Origin of the sequence: Lutibacter sp., from assembly GCF_041555395.1 — a bacterium.
Classification (GTDB): Bacteria; Bacteroidota; Bacteroidia; order Flavobacteriales; family Flavobacteriaceae; genus Lutibacter.
In genome coordinates, this window is the sequence record NZ_JBFFKM010000011.1 from 1 (window position 1) to 13500 (window position 13500).

The 13500-nt window shown below is 33.0% G+C and carries 9 protein-coding genes; 3 read left to right on the forward strand and 6 right to left on the reverse strand.

The annotated features are described in order from the left end of the window. Window positions 1–2235, reverse strand: a 2235-nt coding sequence (locus ABY285_RS04130) for a TonB-dependent receptor domain-containing protein (protein ID WP_372767308.1), incomplete at its 3' end; no start/stop codon positions are given. Between the two features lie 287 nt (window positions 2236–2522). On the opposite strand from ABY285_RS04130, the gene fabG reads away from it, so the two are divergent. The 3 genes from fabG (at window position 2523) to ABY285_RS04145 (ending at window position 6260) form a co-directional block, all read left to right on the forward strand. After that, window positions 2523–3269: a 3-oxoacyl-[acyl-carrier-protein] reductase gene (gene fabG / locus ABY285_RS04135; protein WP_372767310.1), complete on the forward strand. Its 747-nt coding sequence runs from the start codon at window positions 2523–2525 to the stop codon at window positions 3267–3269. Window positions 3270–3281: 12 nt separating this feature from the next. Beyond that, window positions 3282–5309, forward strand: a complete 2028-nt coding sequence (locus tag ABY285_RS04140) for a VWA domain-containing protein (RefSeq protein WP_372767312.1) — start codon at window positions 3282–3284, stop codon at window positions 5307–5309. 120 nt (window positions 5310–5429) lie between these two features. Further along, window positions 5430–6260 carry a prohibitin family protein gene (locus tag ABY285_RS04145; RefSeq protein WP_372767314.1) on the forward strand — a complete coding sequence of 277 codons (831 nt, stop codon included), beginning with the start codon at window positions 5430–5432 and terminating at the stop codon, window positions 6258–6260. 358 nt (window positions 6261–6618) lie between these two features. Here ABY285_RS04145 and ABY285_RS04150 read toward each other — a convergent pair whose 3' ends face one another. The 5 genes from ABY285_RS04150 to ABY285_RS04170 all read right to left on the reverse strand — a co-directional run bounded on the left by ABY285_RS04150 (window position 6619) and on the right by ABY285_RS04170 (window position 13492). Next, entirely contained in the window at window positions 6619–7812 is a 1194-nt protein-coding gene (locus tag ABY285_RS04150; protein WP_372767316.1) for an aspartate aminotransferase family protein, read from the reverse strand. Next, window positions 7809–9338, reverse strand: coding sequence for an OstA-like protein (locus tag ABY285_RS04155; protein WP_372767318.1), 1530 nt, complete (start codon window positions 9336–9338; stop codon window positions 7809–7811). Before ABY285_RS04155 ends, ABY285_RS04150 begins: the two co-directional genes overlap by 4 nt. A gap of 99 nt (window positions 9339–9437) precedes the next feature. Further along, the gene (locus ABY285_RS04160) at window positions 9438–10709 is read right to left on the reverse strand and encodes an adenylosuccinate synthase (RefSeq protein ID WP_372767320.1); all 1272 of its coding nucleotides are present in this window, start codon (window positions 10707–10709) and stop codon (window positions 9438–9440) included. A 17-nt stretch (window positions 10710–10726) separates the two neighbouring features. Continuing rightward, window positions 10727–11170 carry a Fur family transcriptional regulator gene (locus ABY285_RS04165; RefSeq protein ID WP_372767322.1) on the reverse strand — a complete coding sequence of 148 codons (444 nt, stop codon included), beginning with the start codon at window positions 11168–11170 and terminating at the stop codon, window positions 10727–10729. Between the two features lie 102 nt (window positions 11171–11272). Beyond that, complete coding sequence (locus ABY285_RS04170) at window positions 11273–13492, reverse strand: bifunctional (p)ppGpp synthetase/guanosine-3',5'-bis(diphosphate) 3'-pyrophosphohydrolase (RefSeq protein ID WP_372767324.1); 2220 nt, start codon at window positions 13490–13492, stop codon at window positions 11273–11275. Window positions 13493–13500: the final 8 nt, after the last annotated feature.

Sequence of the window (13500 nt, forward strand, 5' to 3'; positions counted from 1 at the left end):
ACCAGTATATACAACTCTGTCATTAATGCCAACAAAATAGCCATCAACAGTAAAAGTTAAATGAGCCTCTCGTAATTTAGAGGTAAATCCTAAACTAACACTTTTAGAGGTTTCTTCTTTCAATTGAGGAATTCCTAACAACTTCGCAGCCCTGCTGTCATTGGCAAAAGTACCAACTTCTTGAGGATTACCCTCATTGTCAAAAATTGTTGAAGTAGAATTGAAATTTAATTGGTGCAATGAAGGCGCTCTAAAACCAGTGTTAAACGCAGCTCTAATATTGGTATTTTCACCAGCTTTTATTCTTGTTGCAATTTTAAAGTTTAATGTAGAACCAAAATCAGAATAGTCTTCATAACGAGCTGCACCACTTAATAATAAATTTTCAGTAACATCAGCTTCTACATCTACATAACCGGCAACACTGCTTCTACCACGTGAAAGCTCATTTGCAGGAGCAAACCCAGGGAATACTTGAGACCCGCCTGGTCTTGAGTTTCCAAAGAAATCTTTTGAGGCAACCTGTGAAGCTAAGGTGATAGCTTGTCCATTCGCAGTATATTGCGCATAAGAAGCTAATTCTCCAGCAACAATTTCATAATTTTCCAAACGGTATTCAGCTCCAAAAGCAACGTTTAAACCAGCCATAGTGTCTTCAAAAAATTGGCTTACATCTAAATTTGTGGTATTTTGTGCAAATGAAAATCCACCTGCATCAAATAATGTTGGAGATGCATTTTGCATAGAAGCATTGAATGTATTTCCAATAGTGTACATGAAAGCATTTTTACCCCACGTATTGCTAAAATCTACATCCCAATCAGAAATTTTTCCTTTAATACCTACTGAAAACGATTTATCAGCAATATTAGAATTTATTTCAGGTAAAAAACCATTCATGTAAGCAGGTGTATAGGTTCTGCTTTGGTTTGGCAATCTGTAAAATCCTGCAGAATTTCCTGTTCTTGAGCTCATTCCGGCAAAGGAATAAAATTCAGTTCCTTTTTCATCTAAAGGAAGCGAAAAGTTTGCGAAGAAACGACCACCACGTAAAGAGGATTGACCAACCCTCATATTGAAATCACTTCTTTCTAAACTACGTGCTGCTAATTCAGCAGCTGTGTTATCAGCGCCTAAAATTGTTCCTAATTCAGCTTTAGTAGCATTAGGGTCTAATGCAAACCCAGCTGCATTACCATATTGAATGACATCAGAAACATCATCATCCAATAATTTAGATAAATCATAACCTGCATTATTCGCAAATCGTTCAACAGTATTATATTTATTAAAGATAGTGCCTTCCCATTCTTTCATTCTGCTGTAGTCTTCTCTTACGTCAAAATCACCTGTAAAATTGATGAAACCACCTTTATCACCTAATTGAAGCCCGTAGTTTGCACTAACATTGGTTGTTTCACCATCTACACCACCAGTTTGGTCATTTGCATTTTCGGTAAAGTTTGCACCGGTTGTAACATTTAGGTTTAATACATTGGTACTTCTTTTTAATACAATGTTAATTACACCTGCAATGGCATCAGAACCATATTGCGCAGCTGCGCCATCCCTTAAAACCTCAATACGTTCTATTGAAGCGGCTGGAATTGCATTTAAGTCAGTACCAACACTACCACGCCCAAATGTACCATTCACATTTACCAATGATGAATTGTGTCTTCTTTTACCATTGATTAAAACCAAAACCTGATCTGGACCCAAACCTCTTAAAGAAGCCGGATCTATATGGTCTGTACCATCAGAAATAGTTTGGGTGTTCGACGTGAATGAAGGAGCCACATAATTCAATATTTGGTTTAAGTTAACTTGTGGTCCTGCCGTTAGCAGTTCAGTTACATCAATAATGTCAACAGGTACTGATGTGTCAACAGCTGTTCTGTTAGGATTTCTTGATCCAAGAACCATAACTTCTTTTAATGCTACACCAGAAACTAAAACGACATTAAATATTTTTGTGCCGTCCATCTGTAATTTTTTTTCGTTGTACCCCACATAAGAAAATATGAGGTTTTCACTGCTTTCTACCATAACGGCATAGTTACCGTCAAAATCGGTAGTGGTTCCTCTGGAGGTTCCTTCAATAGTTACAGAAACACCAGGCATCGGCTGGTTATCTGTGTCTTTTACATTTCCCGTAACTTGATATGATTGCGCAAACATGGCCATCGTAAAAAGAAGGAAAATCCCTAAAATAAATTGTTTTTTTGAATTCATGTTTTGGTTATTTTGTTAATTAATATTGACCAATGTATAAAAAAAATTTAATAACTAGTGAATAAATAGGTATCTTTTGTTACATAAAAAATAAAATCTGATAAAAATCATTATTTTATTGAAAAAAAATATATATAAATCTGAAAAATGATTTAATGTTGAATACCTTAATTTATTAATTGTTTAATAGAGATTTTAAAATTGATACAAATTGAGAGCAGTTTATTTTTATACAATTATGTATATTTGACTTATTAAAATCGAAAAAATTAAATAAAAAATAAAAAATGAAACTTTTAGAAAACAAAACAGCTTTAATTACCGGAGCAACAAGAGGGATAGGAAAAGGAATTGCACAAACTTTCGCAAAACAAGGAGCAAATGTCGCATTTACCTACAGTTCTTCCAAGGAAGCTGCGGAAGCATTGGAAAAAGAATTAATGAATTTGGGTGTAAAAGCAAAAGGCTACAAATCGAATGCCGCAAATTATGAAGCTGCTCAAGAATTGGCAGCTGAAGTTTTAAAAGAGTTCGGTACAATTGATATTTTAATAAATAATGCGGGAATTACAAAAGACAATTTGTTAATGCGTATTTCTGAAGAAGATTTTGACACCGTAATTGAAGTAAATTTAAAATCGGTTTTCAATTTAACAAAAGCAGTTATTAGGCCAATGATGAAGCAACGCGCTGGCTCTATTATTAATATGAGTTCAGTGGTCGGCTTAAAAGGAAACGCAGGGCAAACAAATTATGCGGCTTCCAAGGCCGGAATTATTGGGTTTTCTAAATCGGTTGCTTTGGAATTGGGTTCTAGAAATATTCGTTGCAACGTGATTGCGCCGGGTTTTATTGAAACTGAAATGACCGCAAGTTTGCCGGAAGAAATGGTGAAACAATGGAGAGATGGCATTCCGTTAAAACGAGGAGGAACTCCTGAAGATGTTGCAAATGCCTGCGTATTTTTAGCTTCTGATATGAGTGCTTATATTACTGGACAAACTTTAAGTGTTGATGGAGGAATGTTAACCTAAAATTTTTTGCTGTTGGAAAAAGTCACTTTTTTATGGATACTCTTAGCGTTATTCGTTGCTTTTAGTATTGCTGCTTTTCAATACTTATCGAAAAATGAAGAGAGAAGGCAATTAAATTATTGGCTTTCTTTTTTTAGATTTACAACCATTTTTTTTATATTAATATTGCTTATAAACCCTGCAATAAAAAAAATTAATGTTGAAACTATAAAACCAAATTTATTAGTTGCAGTTGACAATTCAAAGTCTATTAAATACAATTCTCAAAATGAAGTTGTAAAAAGTTTGGTCGAAAAAATAAAAAAAAATTCTGAATTAAATAACAAATACAACATTAGTTTTTTTGGTTTTGGTTCAGGCTTATATCCGTTAGAGGAATTAAAATTTGAGGAAAGTCAAACCAACTTGTCAATCCCTTTTCAGGAATTTTCAAAATTGTATAAAACTGGTTCAAGTCCGGTAATTTTAATTTCCGACGGAAACCAAACTGTTGGAAACGCTGTTGAATTTGTAAATTATAAAAGTCCGGTTTTCCCATTTATTGTTGGAGACACCACTATTTTTGAAGATATTTACATCAGCCAATTAAATATAAATCAATTTACTTTTATTAATAATCAACTGCCTGTTGAGCTATTTATCAATTACACTGGAAGCAAACCGATTACTAAAAACCTCAACGTTTTTCATAAAGGAACTAAAGTTTATTCCGAGAAATTTCAATTTTCAAAAAATCAAAATGTCAGAACAGCTTCGTTTTTTTTAAAATCCACTGATAAAGGAAATCAATATTATACTGCTAAAGTTGAAGAACTTGACAATGAACAAAATACGCAGAATAACACAGAAAATTTCAGTATTGATGTGATTGAAGAAAAATCGGACATCCTTATTTTAACGTCTGTTGTCCATCCAGATTTGGGAATGCTGAAGAAATCCATTGAAAGCAATAAACAAAGAACGGCAACTATTTCGACTGTCTCTGATTTTAAAGGCAAAATAAATGATTATCAATTGGTTATTTTGTATCAGCCCACAGTCATATTTAAAAATATCTTTTTAGAAATTAGCCAAAATAATTTAAATTATTTTGTGATTACCGGAAGAAGTACTGATTGGAATTTTTTGAATACGGCTCAATCCAATTTTTCAAAGAAAGTGAGTACAGAAAAAGAAAATTACAGTCCGATTTTCAATTCAAATTATGCTACTTTTTTAAGTACAGATATTGGGTTTTCAAATTTTGCGCCTATTGAAGATTATTTTGGGGATATTGCATTTTCAGTTCCATACCAGATCTTATTGTTTCAAAAAATAGGAAATATTGAAACTGAAAAGCCGCTATTGGCTACTTTTGAAAATAACAATCAAAAATCAGCCATTTTATTTGGAGAAAATTCTTGGCGATGGCGGATGAATAGTTTTGTCGAAAATAAATCTTTTGAACGTTTTGATGGATTTTTCGCAGGGTTAATTCACTATTTAGTTTCATCCGATTCAAAAAACAGGTTGAACGTAAACGTAAATCCAATTTATTATGCGAATGAAATTATTCAAATTTCAGCAAGTTATTTGGATGAAAATTTCAATTTTGACAATAGAAGCAAACTTTGGTTAACGGTAACTAATGAAGAGGCAAATTTTATTAAAAAAATTCCTTTTGCGGTATTAAATAATCGATTTATTGTTGAACTTCCAACAATTCCTTTTGGGGAATATAAATATACTGTTTCAGTTGAAAATCAGGACAACAGTGTTTCGGGAAGTTTTAAGATTCTGCCTTTTGAGATTGAAGCGCAATATACCAACGCCAACTATCAGCAGTTAAAGAATATTGCAACAGATACGAAAGGATTCACTTTTTATAACAAGCAGGAGCAAAATTTAATCGATTATTTAATAAAAGACAATCGTTTTAAAAGCGTTCAAAAAAGTATTATTTCAAAAACACCACTAATCGATTGGAAATGGATTTTAGGATTGATTATCCTTTCATTAAGCATAGAATGGTTTGCCAGAAAGTATTACGGCAAGATTTGATTTTCTTTCAAAAAATTATATGTGATTTTTTTTAATAATAAATTGATATTTAAACGTTAAGCAAATTTAGACATTCTAATTTTGTTTTGTATATTTGACAAAACTTATAAAATAAAAAAAATGAGCAACGGACAATTACAATTGCCAAAAAATTTAATGCCAATAATAATAGGTGTAATTATACTTGTTATCTTTTTATCAAAATCAACAACAACCATCAATTCAGGAGAAGTAGGGGTGTTGTATAAAACATTTAGTGGCGGTGTAGTTACCGAAGAGCCACCTTTGGGTGAAGGATTTCATATAGTTGCACCTTGGAATAAGGTATTTGTTTACAATGTAAGACAACAAGAGTTGTTAGAAAAATCGATGTCAGTACTATCATCTAATGGCCTTGAAATAAAATTAGATGCTTCTGTTTTATATCAGCCTACAGCTAACACTGTTGGATTCTTGCACCAAACAAGAGGTCAGGATTATCTTAATAGTGTAATTGTTCCTGCGGTTCGTTCTGCAACAAGAAGCGTGGTAGGTCGATATACACCTGAACAATTATATTCAACAAAAAGAGACGCTATACAAGCTGAAATTTATGAAGAAACAAAAAAAATTGTAGAGCCGCAATATATTCAGTTGAACGCTATTTTAGTTAGAGATGTAACTTTGCCTCCAACAATTAAAACGGCAATAGAAAGTAAATTGAAGCAAGAACAGGAATCATTAGAATATGAATTTAGGCTGGTAACAGCAGCAAAAGAGGCTGAAAAACAAATTATTGAGGCAAAAGGTAAGGCAGATGCCAACCGTATTTTGAGCGCTTCACTGAATGATCAAATTCTTCGGGATAAAGGAATTGAAGCTACGATTAAATTATCTGAATCGCCTAATAGCAAAGTTATTGTTATTGGTGGTGGAAAAGGCGGACTTCCAATTATTTTAGGAAACCAATAATCAGTAAAACATAATACAAAAATGCACCTGAGTTGGGTGCATTTTTTTTGTGTTAAGTTTGGCTTTTTTATAGTTGGCGTATTTAAATTTAGGAAACAAATAGTCCATATCTCCTATATCTATTCCATTGCAATCTTTTAGCCGATGTAAAGTTTACAAACGCAATATTTTTAGTGCTTTTTTCCGATTGGTTTAAATCTGTTGTTTTCATAATATATGGTTATAAGTTGTTAGTGTTTTATTAAAAGACGCCTTAAAACAAAATATGTTACACTATTATGTATTACATAGTACTATATTAACAAAAATTTAACTAATGCGTTATCAGGTAGCAGGTTAGAGGATGGGATATTTGATTTTATTGATTGTATTCGGCCAAAACATCATTTAGAACTTCAATAATAACGTTACAGCCTTTGTATATTTCATCTTCCGAAATGGTAAGTGGCGGCGTTATTCTGATTGCTTTTCCTTCAAACAATAACCAAAACATGATTAGACCCTTATCAAGACATTTTAATATGATTTTAGAGGCCATTTCACTGCTTTCGACTAAAGGAGCGAGCATTAATCCTCTACCTCTAATTTCGGTTATTAAAGGATGAACCAATAATTTTCTAAATAAAGTTTCTTTATAGAGGGTTTGTTCCATTAAGTCGGAATTAAGCAATTGCGTTAAGGTTGCAAGAGCCGCCGCCGCAATCACTGGATGTCCGCCAAAAGTTGTGATATGTCCAAGTTTTGGTTGCTGTTTTAAACAGTCCATAATTTGAAATGAAGAAATAAAAGCACCAATAGGCATACCGCCGCCCAAACCTTTTCCCGCAACAATAATATCAGGAACGACATTGTAATTTTCAAATCCAAAAAGTTTTCCTGTACGTCCGATTCCCGATTGTATCTCATCTAAAATAAGCAAAGCGCCAACTTCGTTACATTTATCTTTTACCTTTTTTAAATAATCATTCTGGGACTCAATAAAACCCGCTCCGCCTTGGATGGTTTCTAAAATAACCCCAGCCGTTTTTGTGGTTATTTTATTTAAATGATTTAGGTTGTTGAAGTTGATAAATTTTATTCCAGGAATTAATGGTCTGAAAGCGCTGTTTTGTTCTTCTGCGCCACAAACACTCATGGATCCCTGAGTATTGCCGTGATAACCATTTTTGGCCGCAATAATTTCACTTCTTCCTGTGAAACGTTTGGCTAATTTTATGGCACCTTCAGTAGCTTCTGTACCTGAGTTTGTTAAATAAACCGTTTCCAGAGGCTTTGGTAAATTTGCCGCTAATAACTTACATAAATCAACTTGAGGCTGCTGTACAAATTCTCCGTAAACCATAACGTGGGTGTATTTATCAACCTGATCTTTTATGGCTTGTGAAATTTTTGGGTGATTATGCCCCAAAGTATTTGCCGAAACGCCGGCAATAAAATCTAAATATTCCTTACCGTTTGCACCATAAATATAACAGCCATTGGCATGGGAAATTTCTATGGCCAATGGGTGAGGGGACGTTTGTGCCTGATATTTAAAGAAATCTTCTTTCAATTTTTTGTAATTTCTTTTTCTTTGGTTTCTAATTCATCATAAATGAAAATTCCGTCGTTATTGAGTGGACGTTCTTTTTCTCTCCAAATGAATCCTTTTAAAATTTTCTCTTTTTCAGGAAGTTTTGAAGGAGGATAGGTTTTTCCTTCCGGTTTTTCAATAAAATCGATGGTTTCAATTTCATTATTTTCCATAGTGATAAAAATATTTTTACTGCTCTTCATTCTCGTAATTCCTACCAATTCCTGAAGGTCATTTCTAATATAGAAAACAACTTCACTATTTCCAACCACGTCTAACGATTTTAACGCATTGTCTTTAAATTTTCCGAACATATTTTTACCTTTCAATTGGCTAAATCCTGCTGAATCTTTTTGAACCATAAAGGCATTATCCAATATTTTTAAAGAGTCGAGCTGTTCTGTTTTGGGGTTAGATATTAAATGGATCGTATCACCCGTTATCTGATTTCCCTGAGTCCACATAACCGGATTTCTAATTAATTTTGTCAATCCTGTTTTTTCAAAGGTTATTAAGGAATCACATTTTCCCTGTAAATCTGATTTAAAAATTTTTACGCGATTAAAGGCTCTTACAATACGATCTTCAATTTTCCCTGTAACCATTAATTTATCACCATGAATAAAAACAGAATCTTTTTCTATAATAGAAATAGCGACCGCTTTTTTTGTTATAAAAACAGAATCTTTCAGTTTAAAATATTCAGCATAGCCTCCTTTTATGATCGAATTGTTTACGGTATCCACCACAATAATATTTCCAGTTGCAGAAGCAAATTCAATGTTTTTATTATAATATAAACTGTCACCTTCTATGGTTCTGTCGTTATAAAATATTTTTGAGTTCTTTAAAAAATGAGAAATATTCGTTTTTGAATTGTGATGCCCTTTTTCTGTATATATAGAATTTTCTTTGCTTGTTATGGTTGAAGGTCCCATTAAGTCTGCAATGCCTGTATTGGTATAATAATCAAGATGGTTTGATACAACCTTACTGTCTTTACTGGTAACTTCAACATTGGTTAATGCCTGAAATTTTTTGGTTCGTAAATAATAATCTCCAATTCTGCTTTTTAAAACATTGGTTACGTCGGTAATTATTCCACCGCTTTTGTAAAAGAGCTGTTGATTTTCTCTGTCAAATTTCAAGGTATCCGTTGACAAAGTCATTACATCATCTTTTAAAACAACATTTCCCCAGGAAGTAGCTATTTTTGATTGGGCATCATAATCTGTATATTTACTGGTTTGCACAATGGTATCGCCCTGATTTATGACAACGTTACCCATGGCTTTCACCAACTTTTTTTCCTGATAAATATAGGCTTTGTCACAACGCAATGTTGCGCCTTCATGTTCTATGAAAACATTTCCCATGGAAATGGTTGCATCCGGAAATTTGGGATCAGTAAAAGTGTTATCAGCTTTTAGAATTTTAATTTTTTTTGTTTGGGAAATTCCTGTAAAACTAATAAATATAATTATGACGAAAAGTAATTTTTTCAAAACTGTTTATTTTGTTACAAAACTAATAAAAAAGTGATTAGAAAAATATGAAGTTGAACTAAAATAAAAAAGCTTCAAAATTTGAAGCTTTTTTATTTTTTATCTCAAGATTGTTTGCTTTCGGTCTGGACCAACAGAAACAATTTTTATGGGTACTTCCGTAAAATCTTCAATAAACTTAATGTAGTCGTTTAATTCTTTTGGCAATGACGTTGCATTTGTCATCCCTGTTAAATCTTGTTTCCAACCTTTAAACTCGGTATAAATTGGTGCTACATTATGTTCTTCAATATTGTAAGGCAAGTGGCTGATTTCAGTTCCTTGATAGTTGTATGAAGTACAGACCTTTAGTTTTGAAAATCCTGAAAGTACGTCACCTTTCATCATAATCAATTGGGTTACCCCACTAATTTGAACCGCATATTTTAATGCCACCAAATCCAACCAGCCGCAACGGCGCGGTCTTCCTGTTGTTGCGCCAAATTCTTGTCCTACTTTTCCCATTGTTGCACCGTCTTCATCAAATAATTCAGTTGGGAAAGGACCTGAACCAACGCGAGTGGTATATGCTTTGAAAATTCCGATAACCTCACCAATTTTATTTGGTGCTACACCTAAACCGGTGCAAGCGCCGGCTGCTGTTGTATTGGAAGAAGTCACAAAAGGATAGGTTCCAAAATCGATATCTAACAAGGAACCTTGAGCACCTTCAGCCAAAATAGTTTTTTTGTTTCTTATGGCATTGTTTAAATACTCTTCACTATCTATAAAAGGAAGTTGCTTTAAAACATCAATGGCTCCAAAAAATTCTTTTTCTAATTCTGGTAAATCATATTCAATTTCAACTTTAAAGAATTCAAGCATTCTCAAATGCTTTTCTGTCAATGCGTAATATTTTTCTTTCCAGTTTTCCAATTCTAGATCTCCAACGCGCATACCATTTCTTCCGGTTTTATCCATATAAGTTGGACCAATTCCTTTTAAAGTGGAGCCAATCTTGGCTTTTCCTTTTGAAGTTTCACTGGCAGCATCAAGAAGGCGATGTGTTGGTAGTATTAAATGTGCTTTTCTTGATATTAACAATTTAGATTTTATGTCTAAATTAAATTTTTCTAAGTTATCTAATTCTTTTTTGAAAATTACGGGGTCAATCACCACGCCGTTTCCAATAAGATTCATGGCGTTTTTATGAAAAATACCTGAAGGAATGGTGTGTAGAACGTGTTTCTGCCCATCAAAAATTAAAGTATGCCCTGCATTTGGACCACCCTGAAATCGAGCAACGATATCGTAATTAGACGTGAGGACGTCTACAATTTTGCCTTTTCCTTCATCTCCCCATTGCAGTCCTAATAATAAATTTACAGCCATTTGCTTAATTATATATGTTAATTGTTGTTTGTTTTTTTTGTTCCGTAGAAATAGAGCGAGTGTTTATGAATGTCAATATTAAAAGTTTCTTCAATGGCCTTTTTAATAATTTGGACTCTTGGATCACAAAATTCAATGACTTCACCTGTATCGGTTAAAATAACATGGTCATGCTGTTTGTCGAAATATGACTTTTCATAGAATGCCTGATTTTGTCCAAACTGATGCTTTCTGACCAAACCAGATTCCAATAATAATTCAATAGTATTATAAAGTGTAGCTCTACTTACCCGATAATTTTTGTTTTTCATCTGGATATAGAGAGATTCAATGTCAAAATGATGGTCTAAATTATAAATTTCTTGTAAAATAGCAAACCGTTCAGGCGTTTTTCTATGGTTGTTTGTTTCAAGAAAATTCACAAAAACAGCCTTTACAATCTTTTGATCTTCATTACTCATAATTATCTTAATTGACTTTTAAAACTAAACAAATTTAATTCTATTTTTTTAATAAAAGGGTAGGTAATTTGCATATTTATTAACTTTGAATTGTGAACAAATTTAATGTTTGTAAATTCTGTCTACAGTATCAATGCCTTCAATTTTTTTAAGACGGTCACATAGTTTTTGAAGTTGTAATCTGTTTTTGACAGTTACGGTAATGTTCCCTTCAAAAAGCCCATCATGGCCCGAAATATTTAAACTTTGAATATTTACACTCATATTATTCGAAATAATCTGAGTAATTTCATTAACCATTCCAACATGATCAACGCCTAATATTTTAATAATGGCCTTATATTCCTGTTTTGTTGAATCTATCCACTTTGTACTTAAAATTCTATAGGCATAATTTGCCTGTAAACTAATAGCATTTGGACAATCTTGCTTGTGAATTTTAATACCATCATTTATGGTAATAAATCCAAATACTTTATCTCCTGGAATTGGGTTACAGCATGGGGACATTTTATAATCTAAGCGTTCTTCTTCTTTACCGAAGACTAAAGAATCATATTTATCTGTAATCTCATCTTTTTCAATGGCTTCATGCTGCGGTGGACTGCGTTTAATTCTATTTTTAAAGAAACTTACAAAAGCATTATTTCGCTTTCTGACAAATTCTTTTAACTGGGGATTTTCAATGGAGCCAATGCCCATTCTGTAAAATAAATCTTGACTTGTTCTTAATTTGAAATGTATTACAAGCTCGTTGACCACTTTTTCATTGAGGTCAATTTTTAAATGTTTAAGTTTCCGCGTTAAGATCTCTTTTCCTTCTTCTGCAATTTTCTTTTGACCTTCCTTTAAGGCATTTTTAATACGATTTCTGGCCCTGGCTGTTACCACAAAGTCCAACCATCCAACATTTGGTTTTTGACTTTTTGAAGTAATTATCTCAACCTGATCTCCACTTTGTAATACGTGACTTATTGTTTTTAATTTGCCATTTACTTTTGCTCCTCTGCAGTTCATCCCCACTTGAGTATGAATTGCGAAAGCAAAATCTAATGCTGTCGAATTTTTGGGCAAGGCTTTTAAATCACCATTTGGCGTAAATATAAAAATTTCTTTGGCATAAAGATTTAATTTAAAATCTTCCACAAAATCTATTGCACTGCCATTTGAATTTTCAAATGATTCCTTAATTTTATTTAACCAATCCTCTAAACCACTTTCGCGCTCATTTTGGTTTTTATATTTATAATGGGCTGCATAGCCTTTTTCCGCAATCTCATTCATTCTTTCTGAACGAATTTGTACTTCAACCCATTTTCCTTGTGGACCCATCACTGTAATATGAAGAGATTCATACCCGGTAGATTTGGGCTGGCTGATCCAATCTCGTAACCTGCTTGGGTTAGGTCTAAAATGATCAGTTACAATGGAATATATTTTCCAGGCATCAAACTTTTCATCTTTGTCAGTTGATTTATAAATTATTCTAATGGCAAATTTGTCATAAATTTCATCATAAATTACGCCTTGTGAAAGCATTTTTTTATGAATGGAATAAATAGATTTTCTTCGACCTTTAATTAAATATTCGAATCCTTCCTTATCTAAAGTTTCACTTATAATGTTGGAGAATGATTCAATATACTTATCTTGTTCTTCCTTACTTTGTGTTATTCTCTCAAGAATATCATTATAAATTTCAGGTTCTGTAAATTTTAAACCAAGATTTTCTAACTCTGTTTTTATATTGTAAAGCCCTAACCGATGCGCAAGCGGTGCGTAAATATATAAGGTTTCAGAGGCTATTTTTACCTGCTTGTCTGCCGGCATTGCTTCCATAGTTTGCATGTTATGCAACCTATCAGCAATTTTTATTAGAATAACCCTTACATCATCATTTAAAGTTAAGAGCATTTTTCTAAAATTCTCAGCCTGAAGAGAAGCGTCCTGATCCTTTTTTAAGTGAGAAATTTTTGTTAATCCAAAAACAATTCTAGCAACAGTTTCACCAAATAACCGCTCAATATCTTCAACGGTATATGTGGTATCTTCCACAACATCATGCAATAAAGCAGCAATAATAGAGGTCGCATGAAGCCCAATTTCATAGGCGACAATTTTTGATACGGCAATAGGATGAAATATGTAAGGTTCGCCAGTTAAACGGCGTTGCTTGCTATGAGCTTCCAACGCCAATTCAAAGGCTTTTCTGATTTCTTTTTTATCGGTAGCCGTAAATGTTTGATAGGCTCCTTTCAACAAATCTTTGTAGCGCCTCGCTATCTCTTTATTTTCTTCTTCTATGGATAAGTTGTATATCATCGCTTAAA